Genomic DNA, 18,955 nt, shown 5'->3' with positions numbered 1-18,955 from the left:
GCACGCTGTATATTTTTCGGGCGTGATAGAATGGGGCCCCGCAATGGTGGATTTCAAGAAGCTTCGAGAAGATAAAGCAAAACCGAAGCCTGTCACGCCTCGCGATATTTTTCACTCTCTGCCCAAACCGCCCGGTATTAATGACCTCTACGCCAGTCAGGCGGAGGCTCTGGACATCTGGTTCTCGCGGCGAGACGAGAAAGATCTCGTCATCAAGCTTCACACGGGTGGCGGGAAAACATTGGTTGCCTTGCTTATGGCCCAATCGACCATGAACGAGTTGGGCGAACCCGTACTTTACCTTGCTCCCACCAATCAGCTTGTTGAGCAGGTTTTGGCAAAAAGCGCCGAATATGGAATCCGTGCGGTCCCGTATACCAAGGGGCAGCCCCTTTCCTCGGACTTTCGCGACGGGAATGCGGTACTTGTGGGCTCTTATGAGAGCTTATTTAACGGGCGCAGCAAGTTCGGCGTTAGAGGATCTGGCCAACCTGGCGTAAAGGTAGGCGGGATAATTCTTGATGACGCGCATGTTGCGCTATCATCAGTTCGCGAAGCATTCACACTTACGATCACCGCGAAAGACCATTCCAAAGTCTATCAGGAATTGGCGGATCGATTCCGCGGGTCGTTCGATGAAGTCGGCCGGGCCGGAGCTTTTGCGGACATCACTCGAGGAAAGGACTTCGGCGTTATCGAGGTTTCGAGTTGGGCGTGGTTAGCAAATGTCCCTGAGGTGAGGGAATATTTGTCATATGAGGTCGACGCTATTGACCCGTTCGTGTGGCCGCTTCTTCGGGATAACTTGTCAACGTGTCACTGTTTGTTTAGCCGCAAGTCAGTGACCATCACGCCGACATTCGCGCCAGTCGACCTCTTGCCCACGTTCGACGATGCTAAGCGACGTATTTACATGTCTGCGACGATCGCAGACGATAGTGATATCGTCCGCACATTTGGGGCGTCACCAACAGCAATCGGAACTCCCATCCAATCCTCGTCGCTGGCAGGTGTTGGCGAGCGAATGATTCTGGTTCCCGAGCTAATGCCGCTCGGTGAAGTTGCGATCACACCGATGGTGAAGCAGATCGCGAAATGGATCGCTGCGCATGCGGGAGTTGCGATCCTGACTCCGTCTGGACACATAGCACAACAATGGACCGATATTGCCGAATATCCAGAGACCAGTACCGCGGTAGCGTCGAGGATTTCCGACATGCAACGCGGCTCATTCAAAGGCCCTGTGGTTCTGGCGAATAGGTATGATGGAATAGACCTTGCCGGCCCATCCTGTCGCTTGCTGGTCATGGATGGCCTTCCTCAGGGAACGACTGATTACGACATGTTTCGCAACCAAGTCCTGGCGGACTCTGCCGTCAATTCCATGTTAGCGCAGAGGATCGAACAGGGCATCGGTCGTGGATCCCGTGGCGGGAGCGATTTTTGTGTCGTCCTTTTAACCGGTGCGAATTTAGTCGCGTGGATCGGCCGCAAGAAAAATCTCGACCATCTGACAGCAAGCAGCCGAATTCAGCTCAACCTCGGCCAAGAGGTTAGTGAAGCTGTGGCAACGACCCAGGAACTGGGTGAGACCATCCTAAAATGCCTAAACAGAGACGCCGACTGGGTCGCCTATCACGCGTCGGAGCTTGCAGCTGCCGCTCAGTCCCCATCGGTCGACCAATTGGCGCTGAAAGTAGCGGGTATCGAGCGCAGAGCGTACAGATTGGAACGAGTGGGACAGTTTGAGCCAGCCATTCAGGCACTTGAGCAGTTGATTGCGGACCCCGATCTGCTCAATGACAACCAACGTAAAGCCTGGCTCTCGTCGCTGGCGGCCCGCATCGCCTTCCAGAACAACGACGACCACAAAGGGCAGAGGTTTCAAACATCAGCCTTTTCGGCCAACAGCAATCACATTCCGCCGCGAATTCGGCCAGCTTACATTCCACGCCCGATTCCGGGAAGTCAGTCGGTAGCAATTATCGGTCGGATTATGGAGTACCAGCGCCGTGGATCGCTAATCCCTGCATTCAATGAAGCCGTGTCTGCCTTGGTACCGGACGCCTCCCCCTTTCGGTATGAGGAAGGGTTGGCCAACCTTGGCAACTATCTTGGCTTTCAGGCGGAGAGGCCAGAAAAACTGCATAAAACCGGTCCAGACGTTCTGTGGAGAACGAATGGTAGTGTTGACTTCATTATCGAAGCGAAGAGCGGCAAGCTGCAGGACAATCCGCTTTACAAGAGCGATCATGCACAATTGTTGGAAGCTGAGCAGTGGTTTAGACGCACATATCCCGGCAGGCCATCCCTTAGGGTGTCGGCACTCCCCGAACCGGTTGCCGACCCGAAAGCAAGTCCGCAGGGAACCTTCGCTCTACGATTGGAGGAAATCGGAAAGCTTGTCGGTGCGGTGCGCAATTTGTATAGCTACCTCATCGCCCAACAAGGCAGCCGGGAGGCTCTGGAGGAGAGATGTGAGGCCGAACTTAAGCGCCTAAACCTTCATCCAGAGGGTATTAAGACGGCCTACATGGTCCAATTTAACTAAGCATGCATGTTGCGTCGCGCGCAAGATCGGTAAATCCTACGCCGGAATGACCCTACAGCGGCTGGCCTCCTGGCGAAGATAGACGGTGCATGCTAGGATCCAGCGGTCAAGGTCGCTTACCGTTTCGGGCACATGTGCCGCATCAGAGCCGGATAGGCGCCACCACTGAGCACTACTGGCAAGATGCATGTTTTCGACGGTAAGGCCTAGCAGCAGGTTCGATCCATTTGCCGGCGTGGGCATATCGCCAAATTCTTTCACTGGAGAGGCAGATTCGACATCAGTGAAGCGTGCTGGCGTCGAGGGCTCCTTAGCGCGAGCTGTTTCTAAAACATCCAACTGCCAGTGGGGGTGTCCGGCCAACTCAACAAATGCTCGGCTACGCCGACCAACCCACTCGCTTCGCATGATTTGAGGCTTCGACAATTCGCCCTGGCGCCCGACATGGAGAGTAAAACCGGCCTCAACAAAGCGAAAATTCTGTTCAGAACCCAGTTTTTGCCAACTCTCGCGATATCCGGTCCATATCAGTATGTCCTCCTGAATGGAGGCGAGCGGGACCACGCGATGTGACGACCCTCGATTGCGACTTATCATTTCGCTCGCGCGGCCGCCCAAAGTCATGACCGCAACCGTACTGCTGATCTCAGGGGCGAAGGCGACTTCGCCCGACCGTAGTCCGACAGCTGAGCCAAATTGAACCGCAAGCGTTTTACAGCGTTGAGAGAACGCCGCGACAGAAAGTTGGGGTTCGCTAACCTGAGCTTTCTTCAAGTTCGGGCACCCCGTATAGATAGGCAACTAAGCGTTCTACATCTACATTGTGAGTATTGTGGCCGCGCTCGACAGCGCGAGAGACCTGGGCCAAAGCCCGGACGTAATCCGAATAAAGCGGATTTGTAGCTTTTTCCCAAAGGTCGGGCAGATATACGCGAGACACGAAGCGGCTGCTTAGGTCGAACTGCCCGCCCGCGATTGTTACCGAGCGGAACGATACCAGACGGGTAAAGACCCTGGAATTGAGTACTGGGACATAGGCTCGGAGGACCTCTTTAGTCGTTGCCTCGACCAACCCCTCGGCTCCTTCCGCTTCGAGTTCGTCAAAAGCGGGCAAAGCTACGCGTTTCGGACTCCAAACATGGCCAGTAGACGGCAGATATCGCGCCGATTCATCGAACGCAAAACTTCCTTCGGCGCCAAAAAATTTGGACACAATCCTCGGCTGAGTATTAAGCGCAAACGTCCCGGTGCGAGGATGCATGAGTCCCCACCAGTCCACACGTTTGGCTCGAACAATAGAAGCTCGGTTCTTGAGCGAGGTCTCGTTCGGCTTCAGCACGGCCCTGTAAAATGTTGGAACAGCGGCGGCCAACTCTCTCTCGTCGGCGAAAACCGGCCCGTTGCGGTCATGCGGGAAGAACAAGTGATAAGTGCTAACTATCCGGCCATTTTCGATCGAGTCTGTCATTAACGCATCGCGAAAATACTGCCTCTCTCTCGGCGGCAAATTCAGGCGACGAAATTCTTCGGAATTGAAGAGAAAAAGCTTAAGATTTCCGGTCTGAACGCCTTGAGCAACGTCAAATAGGTCGGCAACAGTTGGAGTTTGAGCAGCCTCCAACGCATCCACCATGGCTCGTTGCTTTGGCGTAAGAATACGCCAGGGAAACTTTCGATCAAGAACCTTGGTCTCAACTCCGAACAGACTCCATTGCTGATCGCCCAGAGCGCGCGCCGGCGGGCTGCCTCTCGTTTTGCGCAATTCTCGCAATGCATCTCCCGTAGCGCTTGGCTCGTTGCCGGTCACAAGCGCCGTAAACTCCGCGCGATTAGCCGGGCTCTTCGCCAGGACTACACAGGCCACATGCACAAGGGCTTGGCTGAACAGACCGAAGTCGCCAATGCTCGCGAGAAGCCGAATATCGGCAGAGGCTGCCAAGTGCTCACGCCAGGGCGAGGCAGCGTCATGAGTCAGCAAATTTGCTGGAAACAATGTCCCCATTACGCCACCATTTGAAAGAGCATCAAGGGCGCGCGTAACGAAGGCCATGCTGTAGTCACCACGGCTGCCGACCTTTTCCCCCACAACCGCTCTAAGCTGAGCTTTCTGCTCTGGCGTTTGTGCAATAACGGAAATGAACGGAGGATTCATCACGATCACATCGGAGGATGGAAAACTCGCTTGCGCCAGAGCGTCTTCGACGGCGAGGTCCAGCGTGACACCACCTTTCGGTGCCCAGTCGTGCAATGCTAATGTCAGCGTAAAACGTGCCATTGCGATGGCTTGGCTCGACACGTCTCGCCCAATGATCTTAAGCATGCCATTGAAGTTCGCTCGACGTAGGCCTCGCAAAGCCTCATGCAAAAACGCCGCTGATCCGCACGCAGGATCGCAAAGCGTAAGTGATGCGCGATGGTCAAGATCATCGAGTTGGGCAAGCGTATAGTCAACTATACTACGAGCAAGCGCGGGCGGAGTGAAATGGGTACCGCCTCTAGAAATTCGGTCAGAAGTGGCTGGTTCGACGTAACCAAATAAATCCGGCGCAGGCGCGCGAACCAGGTCGAAATGCGCCTCCTGAAATAGTTGCCCGCCGGCGTGCCTGATTGCGAGGCTGGGATGCAAAGTTAGTGCTGATAAGGTTGCCGGGGCGGTCCGAATATCAGTGAGCGCTTCCTCAAGAGAGGATCCGCGAATTGCTGCGCGCAGTTCCTCAGCGTCCTGTGGCAAGCCGAACATCTCTCGCCGTGCAGGAGCATCGTCGCCAGCGATCAAATCGGCAAGAATGGTCACGAAAGCATCAATGGATCGCTCGTCCGGCATTCGAGCATGCGCAACCAAAGAACGCACCCGGCCGAACAGATTGATCAGGTGTTGGACAACAGATCTGTTGGACCGGAGTCGGTCCTTGCAAAGATATCGATAGAAGCCGTCGAGATCACGAGACACAGAATCGATAGAATAAGTCTGCGCATCCCGGGCAGCATCCCACCTTACAACCTGAACCTCTTTCTGTGTGACGCTCACATGATGTGGCAGGTCACTAGACCACACCCACCCAGCGACTTCAGCGGGGTTCGCCGGCTCGTCAACGATAGACAATGCGAACGAGCCGAAGCCCCCGTCAAGCAACACGTCATGTTCGCCTTGCAAGTTCGCTCGCTCGCGCTCGAACATCGGTGAGCGAGCGAGGCCGAAGCGCTCACTCCACTTTGCACTTAATGCCATGCTCGTCATCGCTTAGACCCCACGGGCGTAACGAGGGGCAGTTGGCCTTGCAGTTCCTCTGGAGTTGCTCGATTGGAGATCACGGCAAGGTGAGGGTCCAACGGTACAAATAAGATGGCACCGCTTGATTGAAGGGTTTCCAGTGTACCGAGATAAGCAGAATGCTGATCTGGGAAGATGGCGCCTTTTCCCCAAAGATTAGGAAAAAACTGTCCTGCTAGGCACTGCCGAAGTTCACTAATTCCGGGCGCCCAGCTACTGGCTCGCCCCGAGAAAACTTGGAAGACTTCTCGAAACACACGAAGCGCTATTAGGTCCTGCCATGAAAACAGGGCAACACGCCCTGGCCCCCGCGCAGGCACGGTAGGCTGGAACAAACCACGCTTTCCACACCATTCTCGGAGCTGGCTTTCACCCAGCTCGGTCAGGCGTAATGCGTCGGAGAATTGTACCGGTTCCATATTAAAGTGGTATAATACCCAATTAATGAGGTCAAGTTCTTTTAAGGCTCGGAAACATACCATTGGTGCTTTACTCGCACAGCATGGTTAAGAAATCCCCCATGCCCGAAACCTCCCCCTCCCCGTCATCTCTCTCAGCCCAAGCTCCCCGACGATCCGGAGCGCCGCCCGCGGCGTCACCTCGAGCGCCTCGGCGACCATACCGGCCGAGACCAGCGGCCGCGAGACGACGAGCTCGATCAGGCCCGGCAGATTGGAGGAGGAGCGCCGGCCGACCAGGCGCCGCTCCATCATCTGTTTTGCGAGCGTCAGCCGGTCGTGCTCCTTGAGGCCGAGCTCGGCGGCCGCGATGACGCCATGGATGATCGCCAGCAGGCGGGTGTCGCGCGCGCGATGCCGGCGGCGCTCGACGGGGATCGATTTGAGACCAGCATTGACCGCGGCCAAATGGGCCGCGGTTGTGAGACCCGCTTGCCGTAGCGTCTCCGCGGCGAGCAGCCGGCCGAGCCAGGGCGCGTGCTGCAAAACCTGTAGATCGTTCCAGGCATCGAGCAACAACGCGGCGCGCAAGACCGGCGGCAGAGCTTCGGTCTCGGCCAGCACGATGCTCCATTCGTCGAGGCGCGCGTCCTCGTCCCAGTCGAGATCATAGACCATCGGATCCTTTTCACGAGCGCTGGCGAGTCCGGGCGCCTTTGCTTTTTCGATGGCGGCGTCCGAGCGGGCCAGCACCGCATCGATGGCGGCGAGCTCGGCGTCGAATGGGCTGGTGACGTCAGAACCCTCCGCCCCCTCCCCTTCCGGCACTGAAGTGTCACCAGGCTCGGCTCCGACCTTTCGCGTGCCGCCGTCGTCACCGAAAGATGGTGCGGGCGCGCCGGCGACGAAGTCGTGCCCACGGAGGGAGCGGAGACCCTCCGGGCTCAACACCCAGCCCGAGGGCTGCGCCGTGATCCGCCGACGGCTTCGCAAAACGTCGCGGGCGATGGTGAGTTCATGGGTCGGGGTACGAATATCTTTCGTGGCGTCATGCAGCACCAGGTCCTCGAGATGGACGAGTTCGCCGTCGATCCACAGCGAGGCGCAGGCATCGGCGAAGTGCATGCGTTCGATCCAACCCGGCCCAACCGGCGAGCGGGCGATCCGCTCGTCGAGACGGGTCAATGCGGATGCAGCGTCCGAAATCGGCCGAATGAGGGTCTGGAGAGGCAATTTCGACAAATCATAAGACATTGAAAACATGGTAAATGATTTGCTACACGGACGCTATCTCATAGTTAGAGTCCGCCACAGGGTAATATTGGAGAGATGGCGTCTCACTTCCGATAAGTACTGCTTATCGGAATCTAGATGACGTTCTAAATATCTGTTCCTTCAATACATTATGATTACGTTTCATCGCGCGATCACCAATGGATTTTTTAGCACATCATAGCAGATTTATATTTAAACAATCTCACAGTTTGACGCTGAACATCCCGCTGCGCTTTGGGCTATCACCGCGATCACGATACCTCCGTCTTCCTTCGAGACTCCTTTCGTCGAAGACACTCGGGCGCCACACGGGGGATCAAAGCTGTGATAGCGCGGCATCGGTGTCGGCTTCTGCCCGGTCGGATACATCCTTTGTTAAATGACAGCTCCTATCCCCGCTCGCCTCGGCATTGGTGCCGACTGAAACGGAATGCGAGCATGTCAAAACCAGACCTTTCATCACGTCATTTTCAGCGAAAAATCTCAGAGTTCTGCAAGTTGCGCATTGCGCCAATCGCGTCGACGCGGGCGCTGGAGAATATCAAGTCCTATCTCGTCAGTCTCATCGTCCATCGTAAGTCACCACCACTGCTGAACGGTCGCATCGACTGGACCGAAATCGCTCACGCTTGCCGGGTTGGCGGCGAATTAACGGGTGATTTGAAGAAGCAGGTCCGCATCGCCCTGGATGCGATCCTCCGGTGGCTGGGCGAGCCCCCTGTTGCGGAGGACATCCGATCCGCGAAGCGAATGCCCCGATCAAGCGAGCCAAGCCAGCGTATATCGACAACCACAGCACCCTCGAACCGAAAGCCGCGGCGGATTGGTGATGACGATCGTCACGCTCAGTCCGCATCGGCGCCGAGAGGGCCGCAACCGAAAGCGATCCAGCCGTTTCCGGATCCATTGTTCGCAGGGGGCGAGGACCCCGCCGGATTTCAGGACGCGCTCGTTTATCATATGCGAAGGTTTGGCGAGAGCTACTGGCAACTCTATCGCGCCATAGTGCACCTGGGCGAAACATTCGACGACAAGACTCTGCTGTCCTGGATTCAAGGCGAGCGTGCCCCACGATCCGTCGCAAGTTTCGAAATCCTCGCCCGGATCGAGCGTCGATACCGGTTGGCGGCGGGATACTTCAAGGCGAAGCTGCCCCATCAATCTCGCTCCCTCCATGGTCACAACCTTGGGGATATCAGCCCCGCCGAACGGCGCCGGATTGCGTTGCATCTCCCTGACGACTTCAGCAGCCTGCCATTCACCAAACGGGAGGAAATCCTCGACTGGGTGCGCCGGGTCATCATCTCAGGCTCGACAGACTATCGGCGCTACCAGGCTGCAGCCAGCAAACAGCGGTACGCGATCCGCTTTCCAGGCGTCACCTATGGCGGAACAGCGCTCCCGCCTCGAGCGCACACCTTGGCAACCAGCGCCAACCAAAATGTCGCCGAACCATTCGAAGATCCTGATCTCCTGTCAGGCGTCGTCGACGCGCCGCCGCGACTGGCAATGGAAATGGCTGATCTGATCCGGTTCAAAACCTCGACGCTGACGGCGATCGGATTTCAGCGGAACGGCGTATGGGGCGAGGAAACCGCGTTTCAGAAGATCGAGCATCTCGGCCTAATGTTCGGGTCGCTGGCGGCCTCCCCCGCCGGCATCGTCAAAGGCCGCGGCGTGCCGCTGAGCCAACTGACCTTTGGCCTGCTGATCTTCCCAGGCGTCTGGGACTGGTACCTGCAATGGCGGGAGCAACGCCGCGGCTTCTACACCAAATGGGAAGAGGACATGCTGATGGTCGCTCAGGCGCTGACGCGCGCCGAGGTTGGCTGGATCCGTCAGCATCCCGAACTGCTGAAAGATGTCAGACCGATTGAAGGTCTGATCGCGCCGGAGGAAATCGAATTCGCTTCCCGCGACTGGCATGGCGCCTGCGATACGTTTCATCGGCATGCCGCCAATCGGTCGAAGGAGATTCAGCGGGTGATGCGTGTGCACCGCGATCCCTTTGAGCCGATCATGTGCGTTCTGGAGGCAGACAGCCCACTGGCGGAATACCGCAAAATCACCGACGAGATTTTGAAACGCATGCCGGACGAAGACCGCTATCCCCGAGCGGCCGCGGAAGCTGTCCGCTCTTTCCTGCTGCTCCGACTTGGCTTGCATCTGGGACTTCGGCAAAAGAATCTTCGCCAGCTTCGCGTCTGCCCGCGCGGCCATTTCCCGACGTCGGAGAGACGCCTGGAAGACATGAAGTGCGGGGAGTTGCGCTGGAGCGATCGAGAGCAAGGGTGGGAAGTGCTTATTCCGTCGGTCGCCTTCAAGAATTCCGGCTCGTCCTTCTTCGGACAGAAGCCGTTCCGGCTCATCTTGCCGGACCTGCTTGATCTCTACAAATACCTCGAGGCCTATATCGATCGCCATCGCCGCGTGCTGCTCGGCCGAGCCAAGGATCCCGGCACGCTGTTCGTCAAGACGGTGAAAACAATCAGCCTGGACGCGGCATACGACTCCACCAAGTTCTACGAAGCCTGGCGGACCGTGATCCAGCGCTACGGCATCTATAACCCGTATACCGGTCGCGGCGCCATCAAAGGCCTGTTGCCGCACGGCCCGCACAATCTTCGGGATATTCTGGCGACCCATATCCTCAAGCAGACCGGATCTTACGAACGGGCAAGCTACGCGATCCAGGACACGCCGGACGTGGTGCAGCAGCACTACGGACGTTTTCTGCCTCAGGACAAGGCCGCGCTTGCTGCCCGGATTCTGAATCAGGTATGGGAGGCGGCATAGCTCTCCCTTTCAAACCTTGATGGATGTAGCACTTAGTGCTATATAAGCCGACGTCAGAACGAGTGTTCAAAACAGCGTGGTTCGCCAAGGCAGCGAAGAAAGCGCGAATCTCCGACAAGGCGTTGTCGAAGGCAATCCGTCAGGTTGTTCTTGGACAGGCCGACGATCTCGGCGGTGGCGTCTTCAAGAAGCGGCTCAACGACAACATGCATCGTTCAATCGTTCTGGCAAAGGCCGGAGAGTTCTGGGTGTTCGCCTATCTCTTCGCCAAGAAGGATCGGGCGAACATCGATGACGACGAGCTTCTGTCATTCCGGAAGCTCGCCGATCTCTACCGTCGCAAGACGAAAGCCGACCTCGAAGCGGAAATCGAGACCGGCGCACTGTTGGAGATAAACCATGGCGACTAAACGCAAGTTCAAGAGCGATGCCCTCGAGGCGATTCATAGTGCAATCGAAGGCATGTTTGCGGCTGGGACCATCGACAAGGAAACGATGCGGACCTTCGATGAGGATTGCCTTGTGATCCCGCGGGAACTAACGCCCGGTGAGATCAAGGCGCTGCGCGAGGACAACCATGTCAGCCAGCCGGTCTTTGCCCGTTATCTCAACACGAGCCAGTCGACGGTCCAGAAGTGGGAAACTGGCGCCAAGCGGCCGAGCGGGCCGGCGCTCAAGCTCCTGTCGCTCGTACAGAAGCACGGGCTGCAGATGCTTGCATAACGGGATCTCAGCTCCGTGCGTAAAGGTTTGAACAGACGTATACCTGCCGACGGATTCGCATTGCCGGGTATTCTGATGACAAAGCACCCTGGCCGGCATAGCCTGGCGGCATGAACGCTGAAAGCTGGTCCGATCAGGAAAACGACGCGATCGTCGCCGTCTATTTCCAAATGCTGAAGGATGATCTGGCTGGTCGCGCCTATAATAAAGCGATGAACAACAGGAACCTTCAGCAGTCCCTTGGCCGATCCAAAAGCTCGATCGAGTTCAAGAACTGCAATATTTCGGCCGCCTTGGTCGGCTTTGGGCTACCGTATATTAACGGCTATCAACCTCGCTTCAAGTTGCAGATGTCATTGGCGGAGGCCGTTTCGAGGTGGCTCGCAAAGAACCCGTCATTTGAGGCGTCAAGTGCAACCGAAGTTACCCAGGGCTTTGCTGGTGCGCCATCCCTGTTCTTCGGCGTGCCGCCGACTATTAAGAACGCTCCTCCTCCCGCCGAACTGTCACAACTTGAGGCAATCGCTCGCAGATTTGATGTGGCGGGAAGGGATGAGAGAAACCGTTCCCTTGGAAAAGCCGGCGAAGAGCGTGTTTTCCATCATGAACGCGCACATCTTCAAGCCTCAGGTCGAAGGGATCTAGCAGCGAAGGTCCGTTGGGTATCTCAGGAAGACGGTGACGGCGCTGGTTATGATATTGCCAGTTTCGCGCCGAATGGGTCGCCACGTCTCATCGAAGTGAAGACGACGAATGGGTGGGAGCGCACGCCCTTCTACATCTCGAGAAACGAGCTGGACGTCGCAGACGCCCGGCGACATGAATGGAGCCTGGTGCGACTGTTCGACTTCTCCCGCGAAGTCCGCGCCTTCGAGCTCCGGCCGCCACTCGAAGCACATGTTTCTTTGATAGCAACGCAATTTCAAGCTGCCTTCAATTGAAAACCGCTACGAAGCGGCGATCCTCACCCAGGTTTGGGAAATTGCCTGACGTCAAAGCGGCGGCGGCGATCTGGCGACCCGCATCGCCCCCCCCGACGCCATCAGTTCATCAACTCATTAAGGTTTCAGTTATTGCAGCTACGGGGCATGCGCTCCATATTGCCGATTGAAGAAACATCGCCATGGCCAGCCAGATCGTTCATTTCGCCGGATTGTCGGATCGCGACCATAAGACAGCCTCGCCTTTGCCGAAGCTGGCCCCGGGCGACAAGCTGGAAATTCATATCCATCATGAGGGCGGCCGGGAACAGAGGCTGTCGATACCACCTTCGGCCGCCGCCGCGGTTGAAGCCCTCCTGGCCCATGTGTTGCGCGGCGAGCGCGTCGCCGTGCTGGCCGAAGACCAGGAACTGAGCGCCCGACCGAAGCGTCGGCCATTCTCGGCATCTCGCGTCCGCTCGTCGTGCTGCGCATGGACCGGGGTGATCTGCCATTCCGCTATGTCGGCAAACGCCGCCGCGCCCTGCTGAAGGACGTGCTCGCCCTGAAATCCAGGCTCGATGCCCGTCAGGCCGCGATGGAAGCGCTTACCGAGGACACAGAGGGCCTGATCGATACCCATGGCCTCTAAACCGCCCGTCGCGGTCTATGGTGCCTGCGTCCTCTATCGCTTCCACCTGCGCAACGTCCTGATCCAGGGCGCCTTCGGCGCCGCCGCAACCTTATTCCTCCTCGCTCTCCCCCTCGGCCGAAAGCGGCTCATACTGAACAGCCTGCCGACTGAGCAGCCCGGCATCCTCGAGCGCCTCGATGTCCGGCAGATCGCGCAGGGTCTCCATGCCGAAGGCGGAGAGGAAGTGCTTGGTCGTCACATAGGTATAGGGCGCGCCGGGTGTCGGGCTGCGCGGGCCGGAGGCGAGGAAGCCGGCGCTGCGGAGCGCCGCAATCGTGTCGCGGCTGACCTCCTTGCCGAAGACCTTCGATAGGTCGCTTCTCGTCACCGGCTGGAAATACCCCACCGCCATCAGCACCATCGCCTCGAACTCTGATAGCGCCGCCGCCGACGAGCGAGTCGGCGCCGACGAGGCGCGGATGGTGTCGGCAAACCGCACCCGCGTCCGATGCTGCCAGCCGTCGGCGACGGACACGAGCTCGTAGGGCCGATCGCGCAGTTCTTCCCGGAGATCATCGATCAGCAGGTCAATGCTGCAATCTTTTCCAACCACCCGCGCCAGCGTTTCCCGCGCGACCGGCTCGACCGAAGCAAAAATGACCGCCTCAACCCGCAGCATCCATTCGCGCCAACGCAGCTCCGGCGGCATGTCCTCCAGCTCGCGGTCGTAGAGGATTTCATCCTCCGACCTCAATTTGCTTCCACGATGTGTCCTGGTTGCGCTGGGTCCGGCCATCCTCACAACCCGTAAACCCGGAACGACGAGCGGCCGGACAGCTCGCGCACGGCCCCGAAACTTTCCAGCCGCTCGAACAGCCGGGTCGCCGCCCAGCGAGACAGATGGCTGCCGGGCGCCGACGCCGATACGGCGTCCTCCTCGAGCAGTTTTTCAATGACCGTGCCGGCGCCCTTAGTCCGCACCTTTGGCGCCACGGCCGAAAGCTGCTCAGCGCGGCGCCCGATTTCGCCAGCGGCGCGCAGGACCGCGCTTGCCCCCTCGACCAAGGCAAGACAGACGGCGCAGGCAAAGGCGGTGTCGCCCGGGCGAACACGGCCCCTGCCTCCGAGCATCCGGAAGGCAGGGCCGTAGCGCTCTGCCATCAGCAGCGGCACAGGAAACGGCCATTTCAGCATCGACGCGATCAGCATGTCGGCCAGCGCCCACGCCAGCGCCTCCGCGTCGGGCCGCGCGACAAGGATCGCTGTCACCAATTCCGCCGCGGCAAACGGCGCCGGCCGGCCAAACTGCAATGTGCCGTCGGCATGGTCGACGGCCGCCGCCAGCCGGTCGTCCCAGACCAGACCAAGAAAATCGGCGAACTCGGCGACGGCCTTCGAGGAAAAGCCGGGTTTGCGAGTGGCGAGCCTTTTGTAGGCCAGAAACACCTTTCCCGCGGGTCCAGGATCGTCGCCAGGCGCCGTCAACAGAACGGCGTCGCGTAGTGCCGTTTCGTGCTCGTTGCGGCCCATCAGCCGAACGGCGGCCGCGGCGCATTTCAGCGCCTGCCGGGCGCGCCAACAGCCGGCCCAGCCGGGCTCGGAGCGGACGAGATCGTCGAGGGATTTCAAGGCGATGCCGGCGGCGAAGGCGGCAGCCGCTTCGTCCGGCTCGCGGCCACGCGGTAGGGCCCAGCCGGGGATCTGCGGCAGGGTCACTGCAGACTTAGAAGGAGAGAGGGCGCGCGAATCCATGGCGAGCACACTACACCGAGTGTGCAGTTCAGGCTATTAATATGATATAAAACCGCACGACTTGTCTTCCTCTTATAATGACTGATAATGTTGCATTATCGGACGTTATGCTCTTTATATAAGAAATGGCCCAAATCATCGAGCAGAACAGCGAAAATCACGTCGAGAAGAGCTCAGCTCCGTCTGACAGCACGGCCGCCGGCGATGATGTTTCCGCGGTGCAGCCGTCGGCCGACACGAGCCCGATGGGCGCTGCACTCCCCTCCCCTCTTCCGGACGCGACCACCGCCCTGCCGGCGCACCTCGAGCGCCTCGCCGATCGGGCCCGCGGTTATGTCGAGGCCGCCAGCTCCGCCAACACCCGCAAGGCCTATGCCTCCGACTGGAAGCATTTCACCGGCTGGTGCCGGCGTCAGGGTCTCGCCCATATGCCGCCCGATCCGCAGACCGTCGGCCTCTACATCACCGCCTGCGCGTCAGGGGCCGCAACGGCCGACCGTAAGCCCCATTCAGTGATGACGATCGAACGGCGCCTCTCCGCGATCACCTGGAACTATGTTCAGCGCGGCACGCCGCTCGACCGCAAGGATCGCCACATCGCCACCGTTTTGGCCGGCATCCGCAACACCCATGCCGCCCCTCCCCGGCAAAAGGAAGCGGTGCTGCCCGAGCACCTGATTGCCATGCTCGAAACGCTCGATCGCGGCACGTTGCGAGGCTTGCGCGACCGCGCCATGCTGCTCGTCGGTTTTGCCGGCGGCCTGCGCCGCTCGGAGATCGTCGGGCTGGATTGCGACCGCGACCAGACCGAAGACGGCCGTGGCTGGATCGAGATCCTCGACAAGGGCCTGCTCGTCACCCTGCGCGGCAAGACCGGCTGGCGCGAGGTCGAAATCGGCCGGGGCTCGTCGGATGCGACCTGCCCGGTCGTCGCCGTCGAGACCTGGATCAAGTTCGCCCGGGTTGCAAAGGGTCCCCTCTTCCGCCGCGTCCGCGACCAAGGGAGGGATGTTGGACCGGATCGATTGAATGACCGCGAGGTCGCGCGGCTCGTCAAGAAGGCGGCATTGGCCGCCGGCATTCGTGGCGACCTCAGCGAGGGTGAGCGAGCCGAAAAATTCTCGGGCCATTCGCTGCGCGCCGGACTGGCCTCCTCGGCCGAGGTCGACGAGCGTTATGTCCAAAAACAGCTCGGTCATGCCAGTGCGGAAATGACCCGCAAGTATCAGCGGCGGCGCGACCGCTTCCGGATCAACCTCACCAAGGCCTCGGGACTTTAATACCAACAATCAGAGCTGTGCCAAGGTGCTGCGTCCGCCGATCCAGCCTTTCGGCGATCGCAGGCGGTGACACCTACCCAACTGCCACGTCATTGCCTTTTGGCAGCGTATCTTCAAACCGTTTGTGCTGCGGACCTTCCAGGATAACCGCATCAATATTCTCGCAAGACATCACGTGAAGACGCAAAGGGATGTTGTTGCCAGGCCCGATCTGATTCATGAGCCAGCCGACACAGTGGGCTTCCTCCCCTGGGGGATGCTCATGGCAAGCCATGACTTGACCTCTGCCGTCTAGCGATCCCGGCTCGGCGATGGTGCGGACAAGAGCCTGATGCAGTTCCTCGCTATAGCCATCTGGAATATCATGAGGGTTCGTCGACACCTTCCAAGGGCACTTGGCACACTGCCTAACCCGCCGCAGCTTCCAGCTCATCCCGAATCCTATCGTTGTAGCAAGCCGGTTTTATAACCATGCGCGCATTCTTCCAACACGCTTCCACCCACCGCAACGATATCGAACGTTATCCTCCCCCTCCCCTGCTCGACGTGAAGCCATTAAGTCAAAGTCGGACGTTAAATTTTCAGCTTAGGGCTTCAATTGAAATCGGGAAGTAATCGCCACAATGGCGCTGACTTGTCGGCGCATTCGCCATGGTCTCAAATCGGCGATCCGGCTCCCGGTGCGCGTCACCAACCGTCCGCGCGGCGAGTCCTGGGTTGTCGAGTTTGGAGGCTCCAGTCCGAGCGCGGGTACTCCACCAGAAACGTTCACAAACGATAGGTTTCGTCTGGCGATCTTGTACATTGCAGCAGCAGGATATGTCGAGAAATTGCGATTCTATCGACACGTTTAGTACGATATGTCGTCCCCAACGACATATCCGAAGATAAGTCAGCCGGAACAATGGAAGTTTTAGCATGGCGTTCCGGCCCGACCGCCCCTACAACGATCTGCCAACATTGCCGCCGAGCGAAGACATTGAGACGAAGGCCGTCCTCAAGGCCTGCATCACCGCGCGCGCTGCTCTGGCAGAGCTCAAGGTATCCGGAGAACTCATTCCAAACCAGTCTGTGCTAATCAATTCCATCCCTTTGCTTGAAGCACAAGCGAGCTCAGAGATCGAAAACATCGTTACGACGACGGACCGCATGTTTCGCTTTGCCGGCGATGCGGCAAACCCGCCCGAAGCCGCGACGAAGGAGGCTCTGCGCTAGCGGACCGCGCTGCATCAAGGCTTCCAGTTGCTTCAAGAGCGGCCAGTCTCGACAGCAATGGCAATCGAACTCTGCCGGACGATCAAGGGCATTGAACTCGACATACGCGCCACGCCGGGAACCGCGCTATACAATGAAGCCACGGGGGAGGTCATCTACACGCCTCCCGAGGGTCGCGACCTCTTACGGGATAAGCTTGCGAACTGGGAGCGTTATATCCACGAGGCCGAAGACATCGATCCAATGATCCGCCTCGCAGTCATGCACTACCAGTTTGATGCCATTCACCCCTTCACCGATGGCAATGGCCGAACGGGACGCGTTCTCAATCTCCTTTATCTCGTCGACAAGGGTCTACTCGACATTCCCGTGCTGTTTCTCAGCCGCTATATCATCGGCAACAAACGAGCCTATTACGACCGACTCCAGCGGGGGACTAGCGAAGGCGCCTGGGAGGACTGGATTCTCTACATGCTCGCGGGCATACGCGAAACCGCGGAGTGGTCAAACAGGAAGATCCACGCGATCCGCGATCTCCTCGATCAGACGGGCGCAAGGATGCGTCGCGATTTGCCCAAGATCTATTCACGCGAGCTGGCGGAGGTGATTTTCGTCAGACCCCTATCGCCGCATCTCCGACGTCGTGGCGGCCGATATAGCAAAGCGTCAAGCCGCGGCGGTCTACCTGAAGGCCCTGGTTGATGCTGAAATCTGGCCGCGAGAATCTCTATATCAATCCCGCCCTACTCGAGCTCCTCACCGGGAACCGCCCGCAATGACACCTGTTCCTTGTGGCCGGATGATCGGTTATGCACGCGTCTCCGCCGACGACCAGGCGACAAAAGCGCAGGAGATTGAGTAACGACCTGCAGCTGGCACCTGATCATCGCGGAGCACGGCTCCGCGGCGCCTCCCGCGCCCGCCCTGCCCTCGCAAAGCTGCATGATGTCGACGGCGGCGAAACGCTCGTCGTGGTTCGGCTCGACCACGTGGCGCGCTCGGCAAGCATCTCCTCGAGGTCATCGATTAACTCACGGACGCGGGTGCGCATTTCAGTCCCAGCGCGGCCCATCGAGACATTGACACGGCAGGAGATGTTTTCCTTGCCGGTGGTCGAGCGCTAATTGCGGAGCGTACCAAGTCCGGCATGAAGGAGGCCAAGGCCCGCGGAAGACTTGCCGGCAATCCTGAGCTCGAGGGCCGGTCCAAAACCCTGACAGCTGTCAGGGTTCTGGTTCTCCGCGAAAAGGAGAGGGTTCCAGGCTCTCAATTCGGAGGCCACGTAGGGACGCTGCCTAATTGGGGCAGTTCCCGCTCGTAAGCAAGATATTTCGGCTCACGATATCTTGCCTATTTCTCGATATTTTTGCCGACTTATCGCGGGATCTCAACCTCCTTAAGGCCGTCCAACATCGTGCACCTCAAGTTCAGTTGCGATTTTTGCAGGCTGCAGATTTTTCATCGCAAGCGCTGACACGCCAAACCCATGCCTTGCGCCAATCGCAAGGTATGTCTAAAACGCCCGCGCCTCGAAGATCCGACCCCGGTCACGTGGAGTGATTAGGGCCGGAAGACTTCCTCTGGTCGAGTATCTTTCTCCGGTCAAATGTGCCCAAGGCGATAGGCATGCTATGGCCCCGTCTGCGGATTCTTTAATCGCACCCACTGATCGTGAACGAATGGATGTGGACTCAGGCAGTTCCGTGAGAGACGGATTCGTGTTCTGTCGATAGCGACAACGTTTCGGTCGCAGCCTCGACAGGTTCACTCCAGAGTCAGAAGCCTCTCGCCTCACCTCCCGTCATTTTCGCATTTTCACGAGGTTCAAGGACATCGTCGGCTCCGTTCAGCCAATCCTATGGATGCAGTTGGATGCGTCGCTGAGGCTTACGTTTGCGATGGCTTCCAAGACATCTCGTTCACCTGTTCCGGCCAGGCGATCCTTCTCATCCGGTCCCGTGCTAGACCGCTGACAGAAACGGGAGAAATTTCCCCAGACTTCGGCTGAGCATCCGGTGCTAGGCGTGGATGTGTGCGGCCCCTATGCGTAGCCGGGCGGCCCGCCCTGCACCTATCTTTTCGTAAAAAAACCGAAACCTAGGACCCTGACAGCTGTCAGGGTTGGCCACAGCCTTCCCGA

13 protein-coding genes and 1 pseudogene are annotated in these 18,955 nt (G+C 58.6%); 8 read left to right on the top strand and 6 right to left on the bottom strand.

Annotated features, from left to right (window positions below; all coding sequences use genetic code 11):
• The first annotated feature begins 43 nt into the window (after window positions 1-43).
• On the top strand, window positions 44-2,551 hold the full coding sequence (locus tag FKV68_RS22280; protein ID WP_180942145.1) for a DEAD/DEAH box helicase family protein: 2,508 nt from the start codon (window positions 44-46) through the stop codon (window positions 2,549-2,551).
• 36 nt (window positions 2,552-2,587) lie between these two features.
• Here the strand turns inward: FKV68_RS22280 and FKV68_RS22275 are convergent, their stop codons facing one another.
• From FKV68_RS22275 to FKV68_RS22265, 3 genes are all read right to left on the bottom strand, one after another.
• On the bottom strand, window positions 2,588-3,325 hold the full coding sequence (locus FKV68_RS22275) for a hypothetical protein (protein ID WP_180942144.1): 738 nt from the start codon (window positions 3,323-3,325) through the stop codon (window positions 2,588-2,590).
• On the bottom strand, window positions 3,306-5,789 hold the full coding sequence (locus FKV68_RS22270) for an HsdM family class I SAM-dependent methyltransferase (RefSeq protein ID WP_180942143.1): 2,484 nt from the start codon (window positions 5,787-5,789) through the stop codon (window positions 3,306-3,308). Before FKV68_RS22270 ends, FKV68_RS22275 begins: the two co-directional genes overlap by 20 nt.
• 539 nt (window positions 5,790-6,328) lie before the next feature.
• Window positions 6,329-7,483, bottom strand: a complete 1,155-nt coding sequence (locus FKV68_RS22265) for an RHE_PE00001 family protein (protein ID WP_180942142.1) — start codon at window positions 7,481-7,483, stop codon at window positions 6,329-6,331.
• Window positions 7,484-7,933: 450 nt separating this feature from the next.
• On the opposite strand from FKV68_RS22265, the gene FKV68_RS22260 reads away from it, so the two are divergent.
• The 5 genes from FKV68_RS22260 (at window position 7,934) to FKV68_RS22240 (ending at window position 12,485) form a co-directional block, all read left to right on the top strand.
• Window positions 7,934-10,291 carry a hypothetical protein gene (locus tag FKV68_RS22260; protein WP_180942141.1) on the top strand — a complete coding sequence of 786 codons (2,358 nt, stop codon included), beginning with the start codon at window positions 7,934-7,936 and terminating at the stop codon, window positions 10,289-10,291.
• Between the two features lie 62 nt (window positions 10,292-10,353).
• Window positions 10,354-10,701, top strand: a complete 348-nt coding sequence (locus FKV68_RS22255; protein ID WP_246452675.1) for a type II toxin-antitoxin system RelE/ParE family toxin — start codon at window positions 10,354-10,356, stop codon at window positions 10,699-10,701.
• Window positions 10,691-11,014, top strand: coding sequence for a helix-turn-helix domain-containing protein (locus tag FKV68_RS22250; protein ID WP_180942139.1), 324 nt, complete (start codon window positions 10,691-10,693; stop codon window positions 11,012-11,014). Before FKV68_RS22255 ends, FKV68_RS22250 begins: the two co-directional genes overlap by 11 nt.
• A 110-nt stretch (window positions 11,015-11,124) precedes the next feature.
• Window positions 11,125-11,955, top strand: a complete 831-nt coding sequence (locus FKV68_RS22245) for a protein NO VEIN domain-containing protein (RefSeq protein ID WP_180942138.1) — start codon at window positions 11,125-11,127, stop codon at window positions 11,953-11,955.
• A 182-nt stretch (window positions 11,956-12,137) separates the two neighbouring features.
• Window positions 12,138-12,485 carry a hypothetical protein gene (locus FKV68_RS22240; RefSeq protein WP_245181566.1) on the top strand — a complete coding sequence of 116 codons (348 nt, stop codon included), beginning with the start codon at window positions 12,138-12,140 and terminating at the stop codon, window positions 12,483-12,485.
• A 192-nt stretch (window positions 12,486-12,677) separates the two neighbouring features.
• Here the strand turns inward: FKV68_RS22240 and scpB are convergent, their stop codons facing one another.
• Window positions 12,678-13,364: an SMC-Scp complex subunit ScpB gene (gene scpB, locus FKV68_RS22235; RefSeq protein ID WP_180942137.1), complete on the bottom strand. Its 687-nt coding sequence runs from the start codon at window positions 13,362-13,364 to the stop codon at window positions 12,678-12,680.
• Between the two features lie 2 nt (window positions 13,365-13,366).
• Window positions 13,367-14,320: a DUF1403 family protein gene (locus FKV68_RS22230; protein ID WP_180942136.1), complete on the bottom strand. Its 954-nt coding sequence runs from the start codon at window positions 14,318-14,320 to the stop codon at window positions 13,367-13,369.
• A 125-nt stretch (window positions 14,321-14,445) separates the two neighbouring features.
• Here FKV68_RS22230 and FKV68_RS22225 point away from each other — a divergent pair, with 125 nt between their 5' ends.
• A complete protein-coding gene (locus FKV68_RS22225; RefSeq protein ID WP_180942135.1) occupies window positions 14,446-15,600 on the top strand; it encodes a site-specific integrase in 1,155 nt (384 codons plus the stop codon).
• A 73-nt stretch (window positions 15,601-15,673) separates the two neighbouring features.
• Here FKV68_RS22225 and FKV68_RS22220 read toward each other — a convergent pair whose 3' ends face one another.
• Window positions 15,674-16,033 (bottom strand): DUF6283 family protein, encoded by a 360-nt coding sequence (locus tag FKV68_RS22220; protein WP_180942134.1) that lies wholly within the window; start codon window positions 16,031-16,033, stop codon window positions 15,674-15,676.
• Window positions 16,034-16,518: 485 nt separating this feature from the next.
• On the opposite strand from FKV68_RS22220, the pseudogene fic reads away from it, so the two are divergent.
• Window positions 16,519-17,594: pseudogene (gene fic / locus FKV68_RS33820) on the top strand (protein adenylyltransferase Fic).
• The last annotated feature ends 1,361 nt before the right edge of the window (window positions 17,595-18,955 follow it).

This window comes from Sinorhizobium mexicanum (assembly GCF_013488225.1).
Classification (GTDB): domain Bacteria; phylum Pseudomonadota; class Alphaproteobacteria; order Rhizobiales; family Rhizobiaceae; genus Sinorhizobium; species Sinorhizobium mexicanum.
This window is presented reverse-complemented; position numbering and strand designations above follow the sequence as displayed.